At 56.7% G+C, this 23,455-nt stretch carries 20 protein-coding genes; 11 read left to right on the top strand and 9 right to left on the bottom strand.

The annotated features are described in order from the left end of the window. Nucleotides 1-7 precede the first annotated feature (7 nt). Nucleotides 8-766 (top strand): 4'-phosphopantetheinyl transferase family protein, encoded by a 759-nt coding sequence (locus ETAA8_RS14970; protein ID WP_145089624.1) that lies wholly within the window; start codon nt 8-10, stop codon nt 764-766. On the opposite strand, the gene ETAA8_RS14965 is transcribed toward ETAA8_RS14970, so the two are convergent. After that, on the bottom strand, nt 742-2,313 hold the full coding sequence (locus ETAA8_RS14965) for a bifunctional aminoglycoside phosphotransferase/ATP-binding protein (protein WP_145089621.1): 1,572 nt from the start codon (nt 2,311-2,313) through the stop codon (nt 742-744). The two genes, ETAA8_RS14970 and ETAA8_RS14965, sit on opposite strands and share 25 nt — an antisense overlap. Before the next feature lie 466 nt (nt 2,314-2,779). On the opposite strand from ETAA8_RS14965, the gene uvrB reads away from it, so the two are divergent. Continuing rightward, on the top strand, nt 2,780-4,900 hold the full coding sequence (gene uvrB, locus ETAA8_RS14960; RefSeq protein WP_449224063.1) for an excinuclease ABC subunit UvrB: 2,121 nt from the start codon (nt 2,780-2,782) through the stop codon (nt 4,898-4,900). Between the two features lie 28 nt (nt 4,901-4,928). On the opposite strand, the gene ETAA8_RS14955 is transcribed toward uvrB, so the two are convergent. Beyond that, a complete protein-coding gene (locus ETAA8_RS14955) occupies nt 4,929-5,372 on the bottom strand; it encodes a hypothetical protein (RefSeq protein WP_145089616.1) in 444 nt (147 codons plus the stop codon). Between the two features lie 866 nt (nt 5,373-6,238). Here ETAA8_RS14955 and ETAA8_RS14950 point away from each other — a divergent pair. Beyond that, entirely contained in the window at nt 6,239-6,571 is a 333-nt protein-coding gene (locus ETAA8_RS14950) for a co-chaperone GroES (protein ID WP_145089613.1), read from the top strand. A 107-nt stretch (nt 6,572-6,678) separates the two neighbouring features. Next, nucleotides 6,679-8,301 carry a chaperonin GroEL gene (gene groL, locus ETAA8_RS14945; protein ID WP_145089610.1) on the top strand — a complete coding sequence of 541 codons (1,623 nt, stop codon included), beginning with the start codon at nt 6,679-6,681 and terminating at the stop codon, nt 8,299-8,301. Nucleotides 8,302-8,395: 94 nt separating this feature from the next. Here groL and imm31 read toward each other — a convergent pair whose 3' ends face one another. Together imm31 and ETAA8_RS14935 are read right to left on the bottom strand one after the other, a co-directional pair. After that, a complete protein-coding gene (gene imm31, locus ETAA8_RS14940; protein WP_145089608.1) occupies nt 8,396-8,680 on the bottom strand; it encodes an Imm31 family immunity protein in 285 nt (94 codons plus the stop codon). A gap of 131 nt (nt 8,681-8,811) precedes the next feature. Continuing rightward, nucleotides 8,812-9,558, bottom strand: a complete 747-nt coding sequence (locus tag ETAA8_RS14935; protein WP_145089605.1) for a hypothetical protein — start codon at nt 9,556-9,558, stop codon at nt 8,812-8,814. A gap of 400 nt (nt 9,559-9,958) precedes the next feature. Here ETAA8_RS14935 and ETAA8_RS14930 point away from each other — a divergent pair, with 400 nt between their 5' ends. The 3 genes from ETAA8_RS14930 to ETAA8_RS14920 all read left to right on the top strand — a co-directional run bounded on the left by ETAA8_RS14930 (nt 9,959) and on the right by ETAA8_RS14920 (nt 13,149). After that, nucleotides 9,959-10,771 (top strand): inositol monophosphatase family protein, encoded by an 813-nt coding sequence (locus ETAA8_RS14930; RefSeq protein WP_145089602.1) that lies wholly within the window; start codon nt 9,959-9,961, stop codon nt 10,769-10,771. 708 nt (nt 10,772-11,479) lie between these two features. Next, on the top strand, nt 11,480-12,103 hold the full coding sequence (gene tmk, locus ETAA8_RS14925; protein WP_145089599.1) for a dTMP kinase: 624 nt from the start codon (nt 11,480-11,482) through the stop codon (nt 12,101-12,103). Further along, nucleotides 12,100-13,149, top strand: coding sequence for a DNA polymerase III subunit (locus ETAA8_RS14920; protein WP_145089596.1), 1,050 nt, complete (start codon nt 12,100-12,102; stop codon nt 13,147-13,149). Before tmk ends, ETAA8_RS14920 begins: the two co-directional genes overlap by 4 nt. Here the strand turns inward: ETAA8_RS14920 and ETAA8_RS14915 are convergent. Next, a complete protein-coding gene (locus ETAA8_RS14915) occupies nt 13,135-13,551 on the bottom strand; it encodes a secondary thiamine-phosphate synthase enzyme YjbQ (protein WP_145089593.1) in 417 nt (138 codons plus the stop codon). The two genes, ETAA8_RS14920 and ETAA8_RS14915, sit on opposite strands and share 15 nt — an antisense overlap. Nucleotides 13,552-14,140: 589 nt before the next feature. On the opposite strand from ETAA8_RS14915, the gene ETAA8_RS14910 reads away from it, so the two are divergent. The 4 genes from ETAA8_RS14910 (at nt 14,141) to ETAA8_RS14895 (ending at nt 19,172) form a co-directional block, all read left to right on the top strand. Next, nucleotides 14,141-14,365, top strand: coding sequence for a hypothetical protein (locus tag ETAA8_RS14910; RefSeq protein WP_145089590.1), 225 nt, complete (start codon nt 14,141-14,143; stop codon nt 14,363-14,365). A gap of 239 nt (nt 14,366-14,604) precedes the next feature. Further along, a complete protein-coding gene (locus tag ETAA8_RS14905; RefSeq protein ID WP_202921846.1) occupies nt 14,605-17,043 on the top strand; it encodes a protein-disulfide reductase DsbD family protein in 2,439 nt (812 codons plus the stop codon). A gap of 23 nt (nt 17,044-17,066) precedes the next feature. After that, entirely contained in the window at nt 17,067-17,336 is a 270-nt protein-coding gene (locus ETAA8_RS14900) for a hypothetical protein (RefSeq protein ID WP_145089584.1), read from the top strand. 117 nt (nt 17,337-17,453) lie between these two features. Then, nucleotides 17,454-19,172 carry an amidohydrolase gene (locus ETAA8_RS14895; protein WP_145089581.1) on the top strand — a complete coding sequence of 573 codons (1,719 nt, stop codon included), beginning with the start codon at nt 17,454-17,456 and terminating at the stop codon, nt 19,170-19,172. An 11-nt stretch (nt 19,173-19,183) separates the two neighbouring features. On the opposite strand, the gene ETAA8_RS14890 is transcribed toward ETAA8_RS14895, so the two are convergent. From ETAA8_RS14890 to ETAA8_RS14875, 4 genes are all read right to left on the bottom strand, one after another. Further along, a complete protein-coding gene (locus ETAA8_RS14890) occupies nt 19,184-20,359 on the bottom strand; it encodes a cytochrome-c peroxidase (RefSeq protein ID WP_202921845.1) in 1,176 nt (391 codons plus the stop codon). A gap of 105 nt (nt 20,360-20,464) precedes the next feature. Next, nucleotides 20,465-20,896 (bottom strand): hypothetical protein, encoded by a 432-nt coding sequence (locus tag ETAA8_RS14885; protein WP_145089575.1) that lies wholly within the window; start codon nt 20,894-20,896, stop codon nt 20,465-20,467. A gap of 52 nt (nt 20,897-20,948) precedes the next feature. Beyond that, on the bottom strand, nt 20,949-21,968 hold the full coding sequence (locus ETAA8_RS14880; RefSeq protein ID WP_145100547.1) for a DUF1559 domain-containing protein: 1,020 nt from the start codon (nt 21,966-21,968) through the stop codon (nt 20,949-20,951). A 162-nt stretch (nt 21,969-22,130) separates the two neighbouring features. Beyond that, on the bottom strand, nt 22,131-23,420 hold the full coding sequence (locus ETAA8_RS14875) for an MFS transporter (protein WP_145089572.1): 1,290 nt from the start codon (nt 23,418-23,420) through the stop codon (nt 22,131-22,133). Nucleotides 23,421-23,455 lie beyond the last annotated feature (35 nt).

Genomic DNA, 23,455 nt, shown 5'->3' with positions numbered 1-23,455 from the left:
TGATGAGATGATTGCCGGTTCGCCGTCCAGCTTGCTTGACTCACTCGCGCACGAAGTGCACGTGTGGCTGTTGCCGGATGCGTGCGAGTTGCCAGCGAACTGTGAAGGTTGGCTCACCGCCGACGAACGGCAGCGCTGGCGGCGATACCGCTTGCCCGCAGACCGCGAGCGATATTTGCGCGGCAAGACGCTGCAACGAACAGCACTTTCGCGTTACCTGCCGATTGCGCCGCCGGATTGGCGATTTCGAATCGAGTCTCAAGGTCGACCCGTCATCTCATCTCCCGCAACAGGGACCGACCTGCGGTTTAGCTTGTCGCATACGACCGGTCTCACCGCGCTCGCCGTGGCTTCGGACCGCGAAGTGGGAATTGACGTCGAATATGTGAACCGCCAGGTTCCAGATTCTTTAGCCCGGTTTGCCTTATCTCCCGCTGAACTTGCCGAACGAGCACAACTGCAAGCGGCCCGTGACCAAGATCCGTTCTTCGAGTTTTGGACGTTGAAAGAAGCCTTCCTTAAAGCTCGCGGTAGCGGATTTTCGGTGGCACCAGCGACGTTGTCGTTCACCTTGATGACGCGCGAAGAGCCGACGTTGATGCGCAGCGTCGAAGCGTGGCAATTCGCCCAACTTAAGCCTTCGCCAGCGCACCAGCTGGCACTCGCCATCGGACCCGATCGAGCCGGCGCGTTCAAGCGATTGACGGTGCACGTTCGGCATTTCATGCAACTCGCAGACGACTACCTTGCAACAGAAGCTGCTTGATGTTCGGCCGCACGAACGCCTTGATAGACCTGTTGTAACTGCAGCGCGAGCGATTGAATGGTATCAACCGCGCACTGAGGGATTTCTGTCGGCCACCGCAACCAGTCACGCTGCTGCTTGTCATAAACGGCCGTCGTTGCTCGCGAGGCGTCCTGGCCAGCATCGAGGCGACTGACGATTCGCTCCTTGGCAATCGGGGGCGGGCAAGTGCATTCCACGGCCAGAAAGCGAGCTTTGGCAGTGTGCGCCAACTGCAGCGCGGCACCGAGAGTTGCAGTGTCGTTAAAGGTTCCGTCCAAGACCACCGAGCAGCCCTGTTGCAGCAGTTTCTTCGCCCGCTGCAACAACTGGCCATAAACCTGATCTCGCGCCGCCTGCTGATAGATGCCGGTATCGAGAGCCTGCGGCGAATGTTCGTCGAAGAGCTCTTGCCGAATCGCGTCGGTCCGTAATACTTCCGCCCCTAAATCGGTTCCCAGTTGGAAGGCCAGAGTCGATTTTCCAGTTCCCGGCAAACCGCCCACCACCAACAACAGGGGGGATTCTGCTGCAAGCAAATATCGTTCGGCCTGCTGCAGATAGTTACGGGCCTGACGGGAGACTGCCTCTTGCTCGGTCCCCGGCAATTGGTCGGCACGGAGAGCGGCAACCTTCGCGCGCACGCAAGCGCGGTACGATTTATAGAAATTAAAGAGACGCTGGGGACACGAATCTGCTCGCAGCCGAGACAGATCTTCCAGCAACGCGGTACCCACCCACGCGGCACCGAGATGGTCGCATTCCGACACAAAGAAGGCCAGTTCGTCTGCCACGTCAAGCGTGCGGAATTCACAGCTGAATTCGATGCAATCGAAGATTACTGGTGGCTCCGTCAAACAGATGTGCTCCGGTCTCAGGTCTCCGTGCCCCTCAACCACACAGCCGTTCGCGACTCGCTCGTCGAACAGTTCCGGCTGCAACTGCAACAACTGAAGTTGGCAGGCATGGATCCGCTTCACCAGATCTGCCGGTAAGTGGTGTGAAACTCGGAGTAGCTCCTCACGATTGTGTTGCACGTGACTCGTGAAGCGAGCCCGATACTCCTCAGCCGTCATCGGGGCTGGACTCAGACTTGCATAAAACCTGGCGAGTACAGCCGCCAATCGTTCGATATCGAAGCGGTGAAGCGTCCCTTGCCAAAACTTTTGGTCTAAGGTCTCTGGCAGAGGCAGGCGGCGCATCTGCACCAACCACTCGATAGGAGTTCCGGTTCCACCAATCGAAATTTTCCCCTCAGTGCAGGTAACCGGCACCACACCCAGATAAGTGTCGGGCGCTAAACGCTTGTTCAAGCGCACCTCTTCTGCGCAGGCCCACTTGCGCTGCTCCAGGGTACTAAAGTCGAGAAAGTCCATTTTCACCGGTTTTTTGCATTTATAAACGACCTCTCCAGCGAGCAGGATCCAGGAGATGTGCGTCTCTTTCAACTCGATATGGGCTGTTTTCTGGGGGTAGATCGTGGGATCGAGCAGGGCCTCGGGAAATTGAACTTTCGCTTGACTGTTCATGTCTCACTCCCAACGAGAAACCTGCGCCGCTGCGATGGCCGCCGGATTTTCCTCCGCGCTAATCCATGCCACAGCGTTGCTGACCCGCGCCACAACGTCCCATTGTCTGGCCCCGGAAGCAATGATGGCAGCGAGCGAGACCAATCAGCTTGCAACCTTGATGCCAAGCTCGAGGAATCGTCTGTGCTTGCATTCCCGCCCGCAACAAAACGCATTTGCGACTGCCAAGCACGCGCTGGGCAGAAAGTGGTGAGCGGAATCGCACAGATGCCGCGTGCGGAGAACGCCAACCGGGTATCTCGTGCGGAACGAGCCCCTCAACTTGTGGCACACTGAAGGACAGCTCCGCATGGTTCTGGCGCTCATCCATTCGCGGTCCCGCCTATCCGCGCCAACCCATTTCGCGATATGTTATGTGATGGCGCGCACCGCACTCTTGCCAGGCGAAAGCGGCCACGAACGAGAGTTGTCAGAAGCATCTTGGCAGCGTTTGCCTCTCCAGAAAGGTTCGGCCAGCGTGGGTTTTCGCATTCATCGCCCTTATGAACCCGCCGGCGATCAGCCGGCAGCCATCGAAGCACTTACGAACGGTTTGAAAGCAGGCAGGCGGTCGCAAGTCCTGATGGGTGTGACGGGGTCGGGCAAGACGTTCACAATGGCGAACGTCATCGAGAATATTCAACGGCCGACACTCGTCATTTCGCATAACAAGACGCTGGCCGCGCAGTTGTACGGCGAATTCAAAGAGTTCTTTCCCAACAACGCCGTTCATTACTTCGTCAGCTATTACGACTACTATCAGCCCGAAGCGTACATTCCGCAGCGCGATATCTACATCGAAAAAGACGCTTCGATCAATCAGGAACTCGACCGGTTGCGACTGGCCACTACCAGTTCGCTGGTGAGTCGCGAAGACGTGATTATCGTCGCCAGCGTGTCGTGCATTTACGGCTTGGGTTCGCCCCAGGATTACAAGGCGATGATGGTCGGGCTGACAGTCGGCCAGGTGATCGACCGGGACGAGATGCTGAAGAAGCTGGTCGATATTCAATACGACCGGAACGACATTTCGTTCGAGCGCTGCAAGATTCGTGTCCGCGGCGATTGCGTGGAAGTCTGGCCTTCGTACGAGGAATACGCCTACCGCATTGAGTTCTGGGGGGACGAAGTCGAGAAGCTGTCGATCATTAATCCCACCAGTGGCGAGACCATTTCGCAGCACTCGCAGCTGGTGATTTATCCGGCCAAGCACTTTGTGATGGCCGAAGATCGCATCGCAGCGGCTATCGATGCGATCAAGCTGGAACTCGACGAACGGCTGAATCAGTTGCGCGAGCAAGGAAAACTGCTCGAAGCTCAACGGTTAAGCGCGCGAACACGGTTCGATCTCGAAATGCTGCAGGAAGTGGGACATTGCCCGGGCATCGAGAACTACAGCCGGCCCCTCTCGGGTCGGCCACCGGGTTCGACACCGGACACGCTCTATGAGTTCTTTCCCAAGGACTATCTGCTAATCATCGACGAGTCGCACGTGACGATTCCCCAGATTCGGGCGATGTACAACGGCGACCGCGCGCGCAAATCGACCTTGGTCGAGCACGGCTTTCGCTTGCCCAGCGCGCTCGACAATCGGCCCATGAAGTTTGAGGAATGGGAACAAAAGATTAATCAGGTCGTGTTCGTTTCGGCCACACCCAACGATTACGAACTGAACGCGACCGGTGGTGAAGTGGTCGAACAAATCATTCGCCCGACGGGTCTGCTCGATCCGATTGTCGAAATTCAGCCCGCCCGCGGGCAGGTCCCCCATCTACTCGAACAGGTTCGCGAGCGAGCAGCGGCCGGCGAGCGGGTGCTGGTCACGGCGCTTACGAAACGCCTGGCAGAAGACTTGTCCGCCTATCTCGTGGAGCAAAAGGTAGCGTGCAAGTGGCTGCACAGCGAACTCGATGCCTTCGAGCGGGTGGAACTGCTTCGCGATCTGCGGCAGGGACATTTCGATTGCCTGGTGGGTGTGAATCTGCTCCGCGAAGGTCTCGACTTGCCCGAAGTTTCGCTAGTCGCGATTCTCGATGCGGACAAGGAGGGCTTTCTCCGCAGCGAGACGTCCCTGATTCAAACGATTGGCCGCGCAGCTCGTAACGTGAATGCGAAGGTCATTCTGTATGCCGATAAGATGACCGAATCGATGCGGCTGGCGATCGACGAGACGCGTCGCCGGCGCGAGATTCAGGAAGCGTATAACCTGGAGCATGGCATCACCCCCGAGACGGTGAAGAAGAACATTCGGCAGGGTATCGAAGAAGCCGTTTCGGCCCATCGCAAGGCCAACGAAGCGATCGGTCGGACCGACGAAGCGGAAATCGTGACTCAGGAATATCTCAACGAGCTCGAAGCCGAAATGATGGCAGCTGCCGAGGCGATGGAGTTTGAGCGGGCCGCAGTCTTGCGCGATCGAATCACGCAGATGCAGGACTCGATTGGCGAAAAAGTGAGCGACGTCAAAATCGAGGGCCCACAGTCGCGCGGCAAACGACGCGGCGGCAAGGGGGGCTCGCGCGTGCCGAGGCCGAAGAAGGGGGTTTAGTTATTCGCTGCCGGTTGGTTACGGCTGTTCAGTGCCCGTTTTCCTGCGGTGAGTTACGCCTGGCGGCCAAAACTGCGGAAAGAACCACCGCGAGGAGAGAATGGCCCAGCCAGTAGTGCCAAACCCAGTCATTCCTTGCGATCTCCCAGAAGAAGATGGTAAACAGGCCCGCCGCCACCAACTGAATCACGTGCCAAGTAAAGCTGAAGAACCAGAACAGCGGCTGATCGATGGTGCGTGAACCGGCAGCGATGCCCAACCAGCCAAACCAAAGTAGAAAGCCTGGCCAAAGAAGTGGGAAGATCGCGGCAATCGGTGCCCCGAGAGCGCCACTGGCAGACAGCAGCAAGGCTGTGGCTCGGGTCCGGGAATGATGGATCCACCATAGAGGCGGTTCGTCGTTCCGGCTCGGACTCAGGCGCACGTCTTCTCTTTGGTGCGCATACAGCGGCGATTCGTAGGGGTTGAGCATGATTGCAGCTGGCGGTCGTTTTTTTGAGCAAAGCTATCGGCTCAACCGCAATTTCTTACCTTCTGGCAACTTCCAAGTGGTTGGAAAATCTCAGTGCGACGTGACCAGACTAGTCAACGCCTGATATAGACTTTGCAAATACTTCGGGCGAAGTTTGGGGGAGGCTGCGCGCGGCTGGAGGAAGCACGTTGCCGAAAGCTAGCGAAGCTGGATCCTCGCAAGGCGAGCCGAGGGGGTAATCGGAGAGTTGCCGAAATGCCGGATAATGGAAATCAGTTTTTGGGTGAATTGTCGTAAGGCATTACAAGGAAACACCTTACGAACAATGCATCGTTGGAATTATGGAAATTTCCGGAAACATCGAGCGGTCACCGCGAAAAACAGGGGAAAAACCATCGCGAGCGGGCAAGGAAGCGGCGGAAACTTCCGGAATGACGGAAACTCGATTATCAGCGATTTAGAGCAAGCGTCTACGGATAAAGGTGTTAAGCAACAAACACAAATTGGAATTATGGAAACTTCCGGAAACTTGCCCGGCAGGGGCGAGGCAAGGGAATCAGTGGGACGGAAACCGAGGAAACGGTGCAGAGATACCGGCTGCTGCCAATCTGACAGCGGCGGGAAAGTGCCGGAGAGGTGAACTGCCAGTTTCGACGGATTGGCTTCAGGGACCGAATACCGCATCTAGCACAAAAGCCTTGTAGAAAACGGTTTACGGCAATCTTTTTGGCTCTGGCGCGCGGCTTGCTTCTATCGGCCCAACTAACCGCTTACCGCGATATTCTGACAGTCTGTCCAGCACCTTTCCCGCTGGGCGGGCCGTCATTCTCAGCTATACCGTTTGTTTTCCCGGAGGAATTTGAGACATGGCGACCGCGACCAAAGACAAGAAAAAGGCCCCTGCCCAATTGAAGTTGCAACCTCTGGGCGACCGCGTGGTGGTCGAGCGCGAAGCTAGCGAAGAGCGAACCGCTGGCGGCATCTTGCTGCCCGACGCCGCCAAGGAAAAGCCCCAACGTGGCACGATCGTCAGCGTCGGCAACGGCAAGCTGCTCGAAAATGGCACCCGTGGCCAACTGCAAGTCAAGGTCGGCGACCGCGTGATCTTCACCAGCTGGGCCGGTGAAAACTTCAAGATCGGCGACGACGAACTGCTGCTGATGCGCGAAGAAGACATCCTGGCCGTTCTCGAAGACTAGTTCTTTCCGAATACCTGCTCGTCGCGATCCTGGCCCGCTTTGGCGGTGCCGGTTGATGGTCGAGAGCGTTCCCTCAGCTTACACATCGATTTTTGGAGCTAACAACAATGCCTAAGATTATCGCTTTCGATCAGGAAGCCCGCGAAGCCATTCGCCGCGGTGTTTCCAAGCTGGCCAAAGCTGTGAAGACGACGCTCGGCCCCAAGGGCCGGAACGTCATTCTGCAGAAGAGCTTTGGCAGCCCGACCGTCACTAAGGACGGCGTGACTGTCGCCAAGGAAATTGACCTGGAAGACGTCTACGAGAACATGGGCGCTCGCATGGTTCGCGAAGTCGCGAGCAAGACCAGCGACGTCGCCGGCGACGGCACCACCACCGCCACCGTGCTGGCCGAAGCCATCTTCAACGAAGGCCTCAAGGCCGTCGTCGCTGGTGTGAATCCAGTGCAATTGAAGATCGGCATCGAGAAGGCTGTCGCCGACATCACCGAGAAGCTGCAAAAGGCTTCGATCAAGATCAAGGAAAAGAGCGAGATGGCCAACGTGGCCTCGATCGCCGCCAACAACGATCGCGAAATCGGCAAGCTCCTCGCTGATGCGATGGAAAAGGTCGGTAAGGACGGCGTCATCACCGTCGACGAAGGGAAGAGCCTGCAGACCGAGACCGAATGGGTCGAGGGTATGCAATTCGATCGCGGTTACCTCTCGCCTTACTTCGTGACCGATTCGAACACGATGACTGCCGTGCTCGAAAACCCCTACATTCTCGTCTACGAGAAGAAGCTCACGAACATCAAGGAATTGATTCCGGTGCTGGAAGGCGTTGTGCAACAAAGCCGTCCGCTGCTGATCATTGCCGAAGATGTCGAAGGGGAAGCCCTCGCGACGCTGGTCATCAACCGCCTGCGTGGCACGTTCCAAGTGGCCGCTGTGAAGGCTCCTGGTTACGGCGATCGTCGTAAGGCAATGCTCGAAGACGTAGCCATCCTCACCGGTGGTACTGCCGTGTTCGAAGCTCTCGGCGTGAAGCTCGAGAACCTGCCGCTGACCGACCTCGGTCGCGCCAAGAAGGTGATCATCGACAAGGACAACACGACGATCATCGAAGGTGCCGGCAAGAGCGAAGAGATCAAGGCTCGCATCGAGCAGATCCGCCGCGAAATCGCCAACAGCACCAGCGATTACGATCGCGAAAAGCTGGAAGAACGCCTGGCCAAGCTCTCGGGTGGTGTTGCCAAGGTCAACGTGGGCGGTGCGACCGAAAGCGAAGTCAAGGAAAAGAAGGCTCGCGTTGAAGACGCCCTGCATGCCACCCGCGCTGCAGTGCAAGAAGGCATTCTGCCTGGTGGTGGCGTGGCTCTGCTGCGTGCCGCTTCGCAAGTGAAGCCTGCTGAAGGAATGGCCGATGACGAAATCGTTGGTTACAACATCGTCGTCCGTGCTTGCCGCGCTCCGCTGACCATGATCGCCACCAACGCCGGCCAAGACGGCGGCATCGTGTGCGAACGCGTCATCGAGAGCAAGGGCAATCAAGGTTACAACGCTCTGACCAATGTCTACGAAGACCTGGTCAAGGCTGGCGTGATCGACCCGACGAAGGTAACTCGCACCGCTTTGGCGAACGCAGCCAGCGTCGCGACGTTGCTCCTCACCAGCGATGCCCTGATCGCCGAAAAGCCGAAGCACGAGCACGGCAAGAAGGGTCACGGCGGCGACCACGACATGTACTAAACCAAGGTAGTCATCTCGCTCCGCGAGATGGCACACCGATTAAGAAACTTAAAGGCTCGCGAGTCATCGGATTCGCGAGCTTTTTTTGTTTGGTCTACGAGTCATTCACAATTCGTCCATTGCCGTCAACACGAATCGTTGAACCGCTATAGAAATCTTCTCGCTGCGCATGTTCTCCGGTTGGCAGTAGCTCGCTCTCACGAAAGTCCCAGCAGACTTTGGTGGAATACAAACTCACCGTGTAATGCCACGCGCCTGCTTCATCCTCAACTCTCCCGAGGACGGCTCCCAGTTCACCATTCACGCTCCGGTTGCGTTCGTTGGGTGAGTTAACTCGCACCTTTTCATAAAAGGCAAATGCGGGATGCGTGTCAGGCATGGTATTCCCCAATCGATCCGTAACTATGGAGTCCTACGGGGCGCGACCTATGTCAAACTCGCGGTGAGCCTCGCCGCGGCTTGGTCGGTTGTGGTGGCAGAGTTGTCAGCGCGGCTCGACAGCACCCTACTTTAAGTTGTCAGCGGCAGTGCTTCGCGTTTGGCGAAGTCGAGCAGCTTGAGGGGCTCGCGAGCTTCGCTCATGAGGTTCTTGTTGGGGACGAGCCAACCGGCGATGCGGCCGCGGCGGATGACACCTTTTTCTAAGTGCTCGGCGAAGAAGCACGAGGCGCTGCGGCCGAAGGTAACGTGCTGAGCCACGTAGTCGTCGGGGTAGATGACTTCGATGTACGAGTTGACCTGCTTCGGCACACTGAACCAGGTGACGCGGCCAGAGGCAGTGGGCACTAGGCGCAGGTCGAACGTTTGGTCGGGGAGCGAACCATTCCAGGCCTGCGAGACGAAGTCCCAAATCGCCGTGCGTGCTCCGGGCAGTTGCGACTCGACGGTGCATTTCGGCTCGCTGTTGAGGAGGCTCGTCTGCATCGAGATGAGCACCTGCACGCCGACGGCTTGCAAGGCGTCGTCGGTGAGGAGTCGCCAATAGAGTTGCGGCTGCACTTCGGCGCCGGGCAACTGTTCGTAGGTGGCAATCAGATCGCTGCCGCGGACATAGAGGTCGACGAGTTGCGGAGTTGACTTGCTACTGGCCGGCGCGACGAACTGCAGCGTGTGACCTTGAAAAGCGTTGTTAGCCGTATTGGTCCAACTGACTCCCTGGCCAGGCTGGGCGGCATTCACCTCGATGCGATAGTCGCCCAAAGTGGCAACCGCGGTCTGTCCGTTAACGGTCCATGTAAGGGGAGCATCCGCAGCCATGCGAGAATCCTGATTCTACTTTCGGCTCTCACGCAAGTCGTGTGAGCAATGGAAACGAAAAAACCCCGCCAGCTCACTTGGAAGTAAGTCGGCGGGGCCGGAACAGAGAAGAGGCCGTAGTTGCGAATCGCAAACAGATGATAAATATAATGCCGGATGAACCAACACTGGCAACTGCGGGAAACCTCATCACCTGCGTTTATATTAGCAAGATCAGAAGCGGTGTCCAGACTTTTGTGAAAAATTTGAGAAGCAAGCGGAGTTTCCCCCTGGCGTGTTTGCGTCAAGCGATTAAAGGATCAGACCGGGAGTGCGAGGCACCCGGCAAACGCGCCCACCTGTTCGCAAAACTGAGGTAGGGGCATAATTGGCAAGCACCCTTCACCCCAGCGAACCGACCATGAACGCTCCCGATCCGCGACAGTTTTTGTCACTCGCCGAACATGCCGCCCGCGTGGGAGCTGGCATCTTGATGGAGTGGCGAGACAAGTTTACGGCCCGCGAAAAGGGGCCGAAGGACCTGGTGACGGAGGCTGACCTGGCGTCGCAAGTCGCGATCCGCAAACTACTTCTGGATGCTCACCCCGATCACGACTTTCTCGGCGAAGAGGATGCGAGCCTGGGTGGCCGGCAAACGGAGCGGACGAGCGACTTCCGCTGGATCGTCGACCCGCTCGACGGCACGGCGAACTACGTCCATCGGCTGCAGACCTTCGCGACTTCGATCGGCTTGGAATATAAGGGGCAGATCATCGCTGGGTGCATCTTCGACCCAGTCACCGATGAATGCTATACCGCGGGCCTCGGCTGCGGAACGACGCTAAACGGCCAGCCGATCCATGTGAGCGACTGCCAGGAGATTTCGCAGGCCCTGGTGGCCGTTAGCTTTCGGGCGAATGTGATGCGCGGCTCGCGCGACGTGAACCGCTTCATCGAGACCTTGCACGCCACCCAAAGCATTCGCCGCCTGGGCTCCGCCGCCCTCAACTGCTGCTATGTCGCTGCTGGTCGGCTGGATGCCTATTTTGCCACCAGTGGCATTCAAATTTGGGACGTCGCCGCAGGTATTCTGATCATTACCGAAGCAGGGGGCACCTTGACCGCTGCCGACGGCGGCTCGCTCAATTTCGAGCATCCCGAACTGCTCGCTGCCTCGTCCTCGCGACTCCACGGCCAGATGCTAGAAGTGCTGCAGCGGGCAGACCAGATGTAGGCAAGAATGTTGTAACTGGTCAGGTTGGTGCAAGTAGGTTCTGGCCGCTGGCCGGAACCTGAAGCGGCGAGACACCGAATTGGCAGTTTGCCGGTCGGATGCCGAATGATGGCCCAACTGCCTACCAGGATCACATCCGGCGGATGTGACCTACATGCTGGCGTGAATGCTTACCGAATATTTATCACGTTGACCAGACTAGTCAACGATCGCGCATCTAACTTGTTGGCGCGCTCTATGACAATTTGGTGGTAAGTGATTAATATTTACGTTACACATAGCACGAACATAGATACTTGATTTATAGCAGTTGAGTCGATCAATAATGGAAATTGAATTTAGACGTTTTCACTGTTCTGTACGGACTTACAGCGACTGCGGGACTTCTAACTGCCCGTCCGATCGGCAGTTACGCGATGGCGGCAACTTTTCACGAAAACGAGAATAATGGAAATTTCCGCTGGCAAGAAAAGCCGGTAATTGCCGGCATTTGGCACGCACGCCTGGGCAATCTGGAAATTGAATTTGGAACTTTTCGCTGTGTCGCAAGGAGTTAGGGAAAACCCTGTGCGTGCAAACGACGACTGAATAAGCCTTTGTGCGAAAGAGGAAATTTCGCGCGACAGTGAGAATAACGGAAATTTTCTGTTTCAGCGTGGGAACCCACTACTTGGGAAACTGAGCGGGGCTACGCTAGAATTCGGGCCTATGTTTATCAGCTTCGATGGTGTGGATGGCGCGGGGAAGTCGACCCAAGTTCGACTGCTGCGCGAGTGGCTCGTCGCCCGCGGCAAGCAGGTGGTCACTTGCCGAGATCCGGGGAGCACCAGCTTGGGAGAGAAGTTGCGCGAAGTGCTCCTGTCGCACCACGACGTGGCGATTCATCGCCGCAGCGAAATGTTGCTGTATATGGCTGCTCGGGCACAACTGGTCGAAGAGGTGATTCGCCCGGCCCTGGGGCGCGGCGAGTGGGTTCTGTCCGACCGGTACCTGCTGGCGAATGTCGTCTATCAGGCACATGCCGGGGGAATGAACATCGAGGAAGTCTGGCAGACTGGGCGCGTGGCCACCGGGGGCTTGATGCCGAACCTGACCATCGTGCTCGATATGCCCGCCGCAGCTGCGCGAGCGCGGCAAGGTCGCCCGCCCGATCGGATGGAGGCCCAAGGGCTGGATTATCTGGAAAAGGTCCGGCAGGGTTTTCTCACGGAAGCAACTGCCGGGCGAGTCCCCATTGTGGTGTTCGCAGCGGATCGACAGCCCGGAGTCATTCATGCAGAAGTTGTGGCAACAGTCGAGCAACTGTTGGCCGGTTTGGCAGGTGGCTCATGAGTTGGCAAGGCATTCGCGGGCAAGATGAAGTGGTCGAGCGGTTTCGCACGGCACTGGCACATCATCGGCTGGCCAGTACGTTCTTATTTGTGGGGCCGGAAGGCTGCGGCAAGCGGCTGCTGGCGCACAAGTTGGCCCAGTCGTTTTTGTGCGAAGTGAATCCCGAAGAGGCGTTGAATCCTTGCGGAAATTGCACAGCGTGCAAACAAGTGCTCGCGGGTACGCATCCCGATTTGGATGTGATTGCGAAGCCCGAGGATAAGTCGAGCATTCCGCTGGAGATGTTGATTGGAGACAAAGAGCACCGGATGCGCGAAGGGCTTTGCTTTCGAATCTCGCTGAAGCCTTACTCGGGTCGGCGGAAGATCGCGATCATTGATGATGCTGATTTTCTGTTTCACGAAGGGGCCAATTGCCTGCTGAAGACGCTGGAAGAACCGCCGCCGAAGTCGATACTGATCTTGCTTGGCACCAGTGAGCAGCGACAACTGCCAACGATCCGCTCGCGTTGCCAGGTGGTTCGCTTTCAGCCCTTGGTGCCAGAAGATATTGCGGCGATCTTGCTCGCACAGCATGTGACTGACGACCCGGCGGCAGCCCAACAAGCTGCAGCAATTGCCGAAGGGAGTGTGGCGGTGGCGACGCGAATGCTCGATGCGGAACTGGCGGAGTTTCGCAGCGAGTTATTGCAGTCGCTATCGCAGACGCTGCTGCAGCCCGCGGTGCTCGTCAAATTGGTGCAAACGTTTGTCGACGGTGCGGGGAAAGAATCCGCTGCCAAGAAGCAACGCCTGAAAGATGCCCTAGGGAGTGCGACCCTCTTCTTTCGCCAGTTGATGTTGGCGGCCAGTGGAGCCAGCGAGGCAACGCCGGCGTTACGTTCGTGGCCTTACGGCGCGAAAGCGAGTGCGACTGCCGTGGATCTTTGCCTCGAAGCGAGCACGGCCGTCGATGCGAATGCCTCGGCGGCGAATGTGCTGGAATGGTGGGCCGACGAGTTGGCCACGCTGCAGCGAACCGGCACCGCGTCGCTACTCTCCCATTAGGGTGAGGACGAGCGAGCGGGGCCCACCGGAGTTGCGGTGCTCGCAAAGATAAATTCCTTGCCAAGTACCAAGCTGCATCTGTCCGTTGCGAACTGGCACACTCACGCTACTCCCCATGAGGGAAGCCTTAACGTGGGCGGGCATGTCGTCGGGCCCTTCCAGGGTATGGTCGTAAGGAAAGTCTTCGCGAGCGATGGAGGAAATGACTCGTTCGAGATCGCGGCGAACATCGCGGTCGGCATTCTCGTTGATCGTGAGGGACGCCGAAGTGTGTTGGATGAAAACGTGCAACAAGCCGATTTTCACTTGCCGAACTTCGGAAATCGCCGCAAGTACTTCGCCTGTAATGAGATGGAATCCGCGAGTGCGAGGCTTTAGCGTGATGAATTGTTGAGCCCACATAACGAAATTCGCATTTCCCAAGTGTCTAGTTGGCGGAATGGCGACAAGTTGTCACCCAATTGACCGGAGGTGAACCAGCTGAGGCGTTGGTGCCTCTTGTATGAAGGTACCAAGAACTTAACGTCAAGGGGTGGTGCGACTCGCGGTACCACTAGCAGGCCATTAGTGGAGCCTGAACTTCCCTTGATCTGCGTCATGACGATTTTGTTAGTTCGCTGGTAAGTTAGGTTAGCGCCGCACTAGCATCGGCCGTAACTAGTTCATGCTGAGCGTTTTATGGCATTCGATTCGATAGCTAAGCTGTACCGAAGATGCTGCTCGCACGATTGCGGTCCCGCGCGTTAGTGGAAAAATCTCCTTCGTAAAAACCGCAATAAACTTGACCTGGGGTGGTCGCCCTCTGATAATGTCGACGTCGAGCCAAGGAAGTGCATCGAGGACGCGACCGAAAACAAGCCGGTCGCGTGTAGCCAGGATGGTTGACCCGCAACTAGTTCCCGCATATTTCCCAGCCCGTCCGGACGCAGGCATTTAAAGTCGCGATCCACAGGCTGCCATCTAACTGCCCGATACACTGAGGAGAAACGACATGGACAAGGTTCGTAATGTATTTGAAGCCATTCTAAAGTACGGCCACGACGAAGACTTCTACCCAGAAGCCCCCGAAGACTTCAACTCGACCGATGCTCCAGCTGGCTCGCAAGAGAAGATCGACATTCTTCGTCGCCGCATCGAACTCGGCTTGCCCTTGTGGCACGAAGAAGACCGCTGCGATTACAGCGGCCTGACTGGCGCCATTCGCCCCCGCGAATAAGTTTCGCAACAGAGTACTAGTGGCCTTGGCCACAGAATCTACTAAGGGATGCCTGCACAGGTGTCCCTTTTTTCATTTCTTGGCATCTAAAGAGTGGGGCATGTGGTAGCGGGTGTCTCGGGCAGTCCGAACTGCTGCTGTTGACCTGCGCTGGCGAAACGAACCTAATAAGGGTTACGAGACCCATCGGACAGTCCGAATCGGTGAGGATTGTCGTTGACCTTCAAGGGGTAATGGATATGCGTCGTTGCGTGGGGAAATCGGGACAGCTGATCTTGGCGAGCGCCTGGTTGCTCGTCGGCTTGTTGGGTACGGTCGTCGTCGCCCAAGAGGCGCCGACCAAGACCAAGGCCAAGCCCTTCAATTTTGATTTTGCCCCAAACCCGGGCTTAAGTCCGGCCGCTGCGTCTGGGGAGATGGAGTTGACCGCCTCCTTTCATATCGAGCAGGGTGCATCGACCGGCCGGCTGGTGGTTGAAGCGACCATCAGCCCCGAGTGGCATACCTTTGCGATTACGCAGCCCCCCGGTGGTTCGCAACCATCGAAGCTGACGGTTCCCGCTGCGGTCGACTATCGCCTGACCGGTCCCTGGGTTGCCGATCGCAACCCGAAGGTCGTGGCATCAGAAGTCTTTCAACACAAGGGAAAGCCTGTCCAAGAAGAGATGTTCGAAGGGCGCGTGGTGTGGACTGCTCCTATCGAGTTGACTGCGGGGGTGAAGGCCGAAGAGTTGGAAATTCCTGTCGCGTACTCGGGACAAATCTGTCACGACAAGGGGGGCTGCATTCCTGTGAACAAGCCCAAGCTGGTCGCGAAGTTTGCCGGCTACGACGAAGCACCTCAGACCGCTGGCGAGTTCAAAGCCTACGACGGTGAACTCGTCTTGCGGGGCAAGCTTGAGCCCCAGGTCGTAAAGCCGGGGGGTACAGCAACGCTGACCATTACCGCTGAAGTGGCTCCGGAGTGGCACGTTTATGAACAGGCAAATGCCATCGGCGAGTCGATCAACAAACCCACGCTATTCGTGGTCGCTAACTCGGCCGGCTGGAAGGTCGGCGAAGTGAAAGCTTCTGCGCCAGCGAAAGCGCCCAGTGGCAGTTCCGATTTGCCGTACTACTCGGGTACCGTGAGTTGGGTTGTTGACCTGCAAGTTCCGGCCGATGCGCCACGTGGCGAAGTCACCCTCAGCGGTCTGTTGGGTTTTCAGATCTGCACCGACACGAACTGTAAAACACCAGCTGGTGCCCAGTTCACCGTGAGTGCAATTGTCGGCGAAGCCGACTCTGTCGGCCCCGCGCTCGTGCAATTCAAAGAAGGCACCTATAAAGAGGCAGCCGAGTTGACGAAGGAAATGGCCGCGAGCACTGCCGCACAGACGGCAACCACCGAAGGCAGAGCAACCGCCGCTCCGCTGCCGATGCCCCTATTGATCGGTCTCGCTTTTGCTGGCGGTCTGCTCCTCAACTTCATGCCCTGCGTCTTGCCAGTGCTGGGCCTAAAGCTGATCTCGTTTGCCCAGCAAGGCGGAGAGAGTCGCACGCGCATGCTGCTCCTCAATCTTTCGTACACTGCCGGCCTGATGGTCGTCTTCATGATCCTCGCGGTCCTATCGATCACCGCTGGCCTGGCGTGGGGCGAGCAGATGACCCACTTCGGCTTTCGCATGACACTGCTGGTGATCACCTTTGCGTTGGCCCTCAGCCTGTTCGGTGTTTGGGAGATTCCGATTCCTGGGTTCGCAGGCTCCGAAGGTTCGAGCAAATTGCAAAAGCAGGAAGGGTACACCGGCGCGTTCTTCAAAGGCCTGTTTACGACCATCCTTGGCATCTCCTGCAGCGGACCGCTGTTAGGTTTTGCCCTCGGTGCGACGATCTCGTTGCCGCCAATCTACACAGTCGTGATTTTCGCCTGCATCGGCTTGGGCATGGCATCGCCGTTTCTCGCTCTGCCGTTCGTCCCTGGTGTTCGCAACCTGCTTCCTAAGCCGGGCGATTGGATGGATACCTTCAAGCAAGTGATGGGCTTTGTGATGATGGCCGCGGCCATCTTCTTCTTCTCCACCATTCAGAATGAATGGCGCATTGCAACTGCTTCGCTCTTGCTCGGTGTCGGTTTTGCCTGTTGGTGGATTGGCAAGGTACCGATGTACGATCCGCTCGGCAAGCAACTGACTGCCTGGATCGGTGGCGCTGCGGCAGCTGCCCTCGTCGGCGTCGTGGCCTTCAATACGCTTGGTCCCCCTGATAAGTCCGTCGCCCTCGACTGGCAGGAATTCTCGACCGCGAAGTTAAAGCAACTGCAACAAGAAAACCGCACAATCCTCGTCGACTTCACGGCCGACTGGTGCGTGAATTGTCAGACGAACTTGAAATTTGCAATCGAGCGATCCGACGTCAAACAGCTGGTCGAACAGAATAAAGTGGTTGCCGTCAAAGCTGATTGGACCAATCCGAATCCGGAACTGGAAGCGACCCTCAAGGGCTTGCGAATGCGGCAGATTCCAGTGCTCGCCATCTATCCCGCAGGAAAGCCGGAGGATGTCATCGTGATCGATGGCATCCTTACCAAAGATCAAGTGATCGCCGCCATCCAAAAAGCGGGTCCGTCCAAGGTGGCACTAGATAATGCTAGACCTGCTGCAGCGACGACTGCTAAGCTGGATTTATCCACTCCCTAATGCTTGTCACAGGGACCCTAGTCATGCCCGAACCGAATCCTGTGTTTATCTTGCTCAGCGTTTTCATTCCGCTGGGCACCGTCGGTGTGATTCTGGGCTTGGCTGGCATCATCGCCTATACGCGGCAGGTGATTCGTCGCCAGGAACTAGCTGCCGAGCTTGTGCTGCAAATGCTCAATCGCAAAATGAGTGCAGACGAGATCGAACAAGTCCTGATCACTTGGTCGAACGATCCAGAATTGGCCAAGAAGTTCGCTTCTCAACGCAAGTATCACTCGGCCGCAGCGGCATGAATTTGTTGCGGCTACGTTATCTGACTCTTTTGCCAGCGCTCGCGCCGCGCGGTACGATACTCGGGCCAAACGCCTCCCGAGATAATCTTCCTGCCTGTGTTTTGCGGAGCCTCCCTCATGCCGCGCTGGTTTGCGCTCGTCGTTTTGTTGATTTGCAGTACGTCCTCTCTGGCCGCTGACGCCCCTGACTTGATCCTTCACAACGGCAAGATCGCGACCGTCGACAAGAAATTCTCCATCGCGGAAGCAATCGCGATCCGGGGCAATCGGATCACCTCGGTTGGAAAGACCGAGGACGTGCTGAAGACAAAAGGTGCAGGCACTCGCGTTGTCGATTTGCAAGGCAAGTTCGTAGTGCCCGGGCTGATGGATTCGCACGTTCATCCGAGCAGTGCCAGTTTGCATGAGTTCGATCATCCGATTCCTGAAATGGAATCGATCGCCGACGTGCTCGCGTATATCCGTTCACGGGCCGAAGTCGTTCCCGTAGGAAACTGGATCACCGTTCGCCAGATCTTCATTACTCGGCTGAAAGAAGCACGCTATCCGACGCGTGCCGAACTCGATGAGATTGCTCCTAAGCACCCCGTCATGTTTTCGACCGGTCCCGATGGCATGCTTAACTCGCTGGCCCTGAAAGAGAGCGGCATCGACAAGGATTTCAAGGTCACCGGCACCGGGCAAATCGAAAAAGACCCGGTTACTGGTGAACTCACTGGGATGCTCCGCAGTTGCACGCGCTACGCCAAACCAAAATCAGCTGGCAAGAGCGCCAGCGACGAAGAAAAACTGGCTCGGTTTCGCGAACTGTTTGCCGACTACAACTCGGTTGGCCTCACGACCGTTTCAGATCGCAGCTGTGGTGAAGGGGAACTCAATCGCTATAAGAAACTTCTCGACGATGGCCAACTGACTGTGCGGATGATGGTTTCTGGCGCGGTCGATGCGAGTGGCAAAACCGAAAGCGTGCAGGAACGGATTCGGTTCTGGGGCAAGCATCCGTTGCGTGCCAAACACGATCGGCTGCGCGTGGTTGGCACCAAATCGTTTCTCGATGGTGGCATGCTCACCGGCAGCGCTTACATGCGGCAGCCTTGGGGTGTGAGCGAGATTTATTCCATTCGCGATCCCGAGTATCGCGGCGTCCTGTTCGTTGAGCCAGACAAACTCAAGGCCCTTGTGCAAACGGCCGTTGAGGAAAAACTGCAGTTCACCGCGCACTCCGTCGGCGATGGAGCCATTCACAATCTGCTTGATGCTTATGAAGAAGTGAACAAGACACTGCCCATTCGCGAGACCCGCCCCTGCATCACCCACTGCAACTTTCTGACGAAGGATGCCGTCGATCAAATGGCCAAGCTGGGCGTCGTTGCAGACATTCAGCCCGCTTGGCTCTATCTCGATGCCAGTGTCCTCACGAAGCAATTTGGCTATGACCGCGTTCGCTATTTTCAGCCCTTAAAGAGCCTGTTCGAAAAGGGCGCAATCGCCGGTGGCGGGTCCGATCACATGCAAAAGATCGGCTCGCTCCGGAGCATCAATCCGTACAATCCGTTTCTCGCCATCGCCACCACCATCACCCGCCGTGCTCGCTGGTACGATGGCCAACTTCATCCCGAGGAAGCCTTGTCGCGCGAACAGGCCATCCGCTTTTACACGATGAACAATGCCTTCCTTCTCTTTCTGGAAGATGAAGTTGGCTCGCTCGAAACCGGCAAACAGGCCGACCTTGTAATCCTCGACCGCAATCTGCTCACCTGCCCCGAGGCCGACATCGCTGGCACCAAGGTGTTGCAGACATATCTGGCAGGAAAGTTGGTGTACGACAGCAAGTAGAAAGAGTGTCCTTACGGTGGCAATCGATCTCGCGGCGGATTGGGTAAAGAACTTGTGAGGGACTTAAGAAATGCGATGAGATCCAGGATCTCATCTCGCGAAAGATTGAGCGGACGAAGTTCGTGATTGGGGACGTCGCCGCCGCGTGAGAAGTAGTCAATTACATCCCCGAGCGTTTGGAAGCGGCCATCGTGAAAGTATGGACCCGTCAGCTGTACGTTTCGTAGTGTCGGGGTCTTGAACGCATACTTATCAGATTTCTTATTAGTCACCTGAAAACGGCCCAAGTCTTCAGTCTCTTTGCGAACGGTAAACGAATCGGGAACCAGTTGACGTAGGCCGATATCGTAAAATCGCTCATCAGAGAAATTGGGGCCGCTATGGCAGCGACTGCATCCGGTTCGCTCGCTAAAGAATAACTCGGCGCCGCGACGCGCTGCTGCGGAGAGCGGCTGACTGGCGGCAGCTTGACGAATATTCTCGACGTACGCCTTGTCGAATTGACTCAGTTCTGCGGATTCAAGTTCGTCCAGCCGGCGCAATTCAACGTCGTAATCCCAAATGGACGGGCCCGTCACGATGGTCCGTAGAAACGCCGCAATCGCTTGACACAAACTGTCAAAATCCAACTTACCGAAGACAGCGTCGAACTGCAGTCGATAACCCTCGACCGAACCGATTTGCTGAACGCACTCCGTTGGCGAAGTATTCATCTCGTCGGGATGTTCGAGTGTGAATCGGATTTGATCTTCCAGCGATTTGGCACGACCATCCCAAAAGTGTTCGTGTCCAAAGACACGATTGAAGGCCACAGCTGTTTCGCGTAAGCGAGGATGGGATATTTGGTCGCTGGTGAAGCGTTTTTTGGCGGAGTGGCAAGTGACGCAAGCGAGACGCTGGTCTTTTGAGATTCGAGTATCCGAAAAAAGCTGACGCCCTAGTTCGATTTTTGCGCGAGTGAGCGGATTTTCCGCCGGAATTGGCACTACCTGGGAGTTGCGCAATCCAAGCGGTAGCGTGACTTCGAGCACTCGATGATTGTTCGGGTCGGCCAGCCACCGCCGAATGTCGGTAATGCTGAGATGGCCTGTGCCCGGAATGCCTGCCGTAATCGATGGGGAGCCGAGAACCAGTCGCCCGGCGAACACTTCATCTTCGGCCAACGTTTCCGTAACCGCTGGGGACATCTGTGGCTTGCAACCTGCTGAGCCAACGATGATGACTGCAAATAACAGCAATTCCGCGTGTGCCTGGTAGCTGGCTCGCAAAAAACACCATCTGTCGCGCATTGCTCATTTACCAGTCGCTCGGGTCAACTCAAAGTCAAACTTGTTCTTTCCCCCGGCCTCGACTTTGACTGTATATGGTGTGGTCGCTACGGAGGTAAACTTGCCATCAATTAGCGAATCCGTCCCCATGTACTCCTTGCGCATTGAGAAAATTACCTTGTACTCTCCGGCATAGGCACCGTCGTTGGGATTGAGTGTCGTCAATTGAAACGTGCCATCAGTGCCAAAACGACCCGAAGCCGGTTTCGTTGGTGCTGTGTTCGTCGTTTCCTCGACGATTGGTTTAAACACAATCGTCGCTACCTCAGCGTTCGGCATTTCACCGTCGGCAAACTTGACCGTCCCGCTGACCGGATAAATTCCCGATGCGTTGCAGCCAGCAAATAAAACAACCGAAGCCGACAGACAAATGGCAAGCAGGCAAGACTTCAACACGTTAACGCTCTCGTAGGTACTCTGCGGGCCGTAAATAAGCATCAACCAGACGTTAGTGCAAGACATCGCCCGGGACAACTTCCCCGTCGCCGCTGCTAATCAGACGATCCCAAATCGCTTCCGGTGTCGAACAAGCTACGCCTTCGCCAGTGGTTTCAACGGTCTCACTGATAAAGTGAACGCTGCCGTCGCACATGAGAATCACGGTTCCACCAGGGTGTTGGCTACGAACGGTAGCTTGCTGGCTGGCATTGCAGGTTCGCCAACAGCCCATGCGTTGCGAGTTTAGTCGCTTTTCGCCGGGTGTTGTATAAAGAATATCGCAGCCCTCGATATCATCTGATTCGGGATAGGGTGCATTTGGACCATTTGCATCACCGCCACAGCCGTGCTTGAATAGCGCGCAAGCGCCCGCTGTGCCCATTGCCCACGTGCCGCGGCGATCTTCGTCAGTCAGACCCGAGCGAACTTCGCCGGCCATCAAAGCATTGGTGAGCCCATCGGTGATTTGCGAGAAACGGAGGCTAACGTTCACTCCCATCACCCCCCGCCGCTTGTCATCGCTAAAGCCATTATTCTGAATGAAGTCTGCGTGTCCGTTCGCAGCATAGTTACCTCGTTGCCAATTATCTCCCTCTTCTGTAGTAAGTCCTTTGAATTTGGTTCTATTGAAACCGTCCGAAGGGCACAACATTCCTGCGATCTTCGTTCCTCGTTGAGTTCGGTTGTTTGCATGCGAAATCGTCTCGTTGAAATCGAACGATTCGTAAAGCGGCAATTGTTCCATATAGGGCAGAATCAAGATCACCCAATTGGGACGCATATTGTCGCTGGTCCTGGCGTCATCTCCATTCCAGAACTGGATCGCCGGGGGCAGGATCTTGTGGATGTCGTGATAATTATGTAGCGCCAACCCCAGTTGCTTGAAGTGATTCTTGCACTGCGTTCGTCGTGCTGCCTCGCGCGCGGTTTGAACGGCAGGCAGCAAGAGGGCCACCAATACCCCGATAATGGCGATGACTACGAGAAGTTCGACGAGCGTAAAGCCCGCGAGGGTGCGGCGATGGTTCATGGAGAGGCTGCACTAGAAATGAGGCAGGTCGGCAAGTCAGGGAATGGACATTTCCCCGGTATCGACTTGGACAATGCCGAACTGCAGGCAGATGTTAGCAAAATTAGTTCGGATTGCAACTTTTTTGCCGAGTGGAGACGCAAAGTACGCATCCATGAGAGCTTATCGCTTGCCGGCCGCCAGCCGGGCTGCCTGAGGAAGACCACGAAGCCGAATCATGTTCCAAATGCCAACCACGGGACCGATCGCCAAGATGGCGGTCGCCAGCGGCCACCCCAGCCAGGTCTGCAACACTGGTAGGGCAGCAATCGTCAGAGTGGTGAGCAGAAAGCCAGTGCAGGTTTGGATGGCGAGCGCAGTACCAACGTATTGTTGGTCGCACAATTCAGAAACTGCGGCGCTGAACTGGGCACTATCCGCAATCACGCTAACACCCCAGATGAGGCACACGATTGTTAGCAGCACAGGCCACTGGGTAAGGCTGCCTGCTGCCAGTGCACACGTGCCGGAAATCAGCAGACTGACGATTGTCGTCAAACAACGACCACGACGATCGGCAAATCGCCCGGCTGCAACGCAACCAAATCCACCGACAGCCACAGTCGCAAAACTGACCAGAGAAGCTGAATCGAGTGAATACCCCGCGCCCGCATACGCATCGCGCAGCAGTTGCGGGGCCCAAGTCCACATTGCATACAACTCGAACATATGGCCGAGGTAACCGAAATTAGCCCGCCGGAGCGGTTCATCCTGCCACACTTTGACGAAGTAAGACCAGTCGAAGGTCGCAGCGTTCGGCAGCCAAGGGCCCGATCGCAAAAAAATGAAGCCCAACATCGCGGCGAGGAGCGAACAGCCACTGGCAGTTAATAGAACCAGTCGCCAGGTTTCAGGTAACGATCCGCCAATTGAGGGCAGAAACTGTGCGGCCATTTGATCCAGAGGCAAGATCCGAATCAGATGCGGCAGCGCGGAACCGACAGTGAGTGCGCCCACCATGATACCAATCGCCAAGCCGCGCCCCTGCCGGAACCACGACGCCATCAGCTTCATTCCAACCGGATAAATGCCCGCGAGCATCGCACCTGTTGCTCCTCTCAACAACAAAACCAACAAAAAGCCGCCGTGGGTGCGAGCCATCTCATTGGTGAACAACAGCGGAATTGTGGCACTAAGTAGCGCGCCAATCAGTGCCGAGGCCGCAAGCAAACGTGGTGCGGGCCAGCGATCGGCCAGATTCCAGACGGCACTTGCAAGCGCGCCTGTTGCAAAACCAATCTGCACGCTGATCGTAAGCCACGCCTGATCGAGCGGCGATAACTCCCAAGCTGTCTTTAGCGCCGGAGCTACCGCGCTCACCGAGAACCAAAGGGTCATGGCAAGCAGGTTGCAAACCGATAGCCAGGCCAGTTGCGTCCAACGCTGCGGATGCTCGGAGGTTTCTGTTTTCATCAAGGTCTTCAGGCTATGCCGGAGAAGATTGCGAC

The sequence above is a fragment of the Anatilimnocola aggregata genome (assembly GCF_007747655.1).
In the GTDB taxonomy this organism is placed as follows: Bacteria; Planctomycetota; Planctomycetia; order Pirellulales; family Pirellulaceae; genus Anatilimnocola; species Anatilimnocola aggregata.
Note: the sequence above shows the minus strand (reverse complement) of the source record. Positions and strands in the feature narration are given on the sequence as shown.

Coding starts and splice junctions, on each gene's coding strand:
- ETAA8_RS14915 (WP_145089593.1), bottom strand. CDS start 13,551: ATGTGGGCTCAACAATTCATCACGCTAAAGCCTCGCACTCGCGGATTC.
- tmk (WP_145089599.1), top strand. CDS start 11,480: ATGTTTATCAGCTTCGATGGTGTGGATGGCGCGGGGAAGTCGACCCAA.
- ETAA8_RS14880 (WP_145100547.1), bottom strand. CDS start 21,968: ATGAACCATCGCCGCACCCTCGCGGGCTTTACGCTCGTCGAACTTCTC.
- ETAA8_RS14935 (WP_145089605.1), bottom strand. CDS start 9,558: ATGGCTGCGGATGCTCCCCTTACATGGACCGTTAACGGACAGACCGCG.
- ETAA8_RS14955 (WP_145089616.1), bottom strand. CDS start 5,372: ATGCTCAACCCCTACGAATCGCCGCTGTATGCGCACCAAAGAGAAGAC.
- ETAA8_RS14970 (WP_145089624.1), top strand. CDS start 8: ATGATTGCCGGTTCGCCGTCCAGCTTGCTTGACTCACTCGCGCACGAA.
- ETAA8_RS14950 (WP_145089613.1), top strand. CDS start 6,239: ATGGCGACCGCGACCAAAGACAAGAAAAAGGCCCCTGCCCAATTGAAG.
- ETAA8_RS14905 (WP_202921846.1), top strand. CDS start 14,605: ATGCGTCGTTGCGTGGGGAAATCGGGACAGCTGATCTTGGCGAGCGCC.
- ETAA8_RS14965 (WP_145089621.1), bottom strand. CDS start 2,313: ATGAACAGTCAAGCGAAAGTTCAATTTCCCGAGGCCCTGCTCGATCCC.
- ETAA8_RS14890 (WP_202921845.1), bottom strand. CDS start 20,359: ATGTCCCCAGCGGTTACGGAAACGTTGGCCGAAGATGAAGTGTTCGCC.
- ETAA8_RS14910 (WP_145089590.1), top strand. CDS start 14,141: ATGGACAAGGTTCGTAATGTATTTGAAGCCATTCTAAAGTACGGCCAC.
- ETAA8_RS14900 (WP_145089584.1), top strand. CDS start 17,067: ATGCCCGAACCGAATCCTGTGTTTATCTTGCTCAGCGTTTTCATTCCG.
- groL (WP_145089610.1), top strand. CDS start 6,679: ATGCCTAAGATTATCGCTTTCGATCAGGAAGCCCGCGAAGCCATTCGC.
- ETAA8_RS14895 (WP_145089581.1), top strand. CDS start 17,454: ATGCCGCGCTGGTTTGCGCTCGTCGTTTTGTTGATTTGCAGTACGTCC.
- ETAA8_RS14920 (WP_145089596.1), top strand. CDS start 12,100: ATGAGTTGGCAAGGCATTCGCGGGCAAGATGAAGTGGTCGAGCGGTTT.
- ETAA8_RS14930 (WP_145089602.1), top strand. CDS start 9,959: ATGAACGCTCCCGATCCGCGACAGTTTTTGTCACTCGCCGAACATGCC.
- imm31 (WP_145089608.1), bottom strand. CDS start 8,680: ATGCCTGACACGCATCCCGCATTTGCCTTTTATGAAAAGGTGCGAGTT.
- ETAA8_RS14875 (WP_145089572.1), bottom strand. CDS start 23,420: ATGAAAACAGAAACCTCCGAGCATCCGCAGCGTTGGACGCAACTGGCC.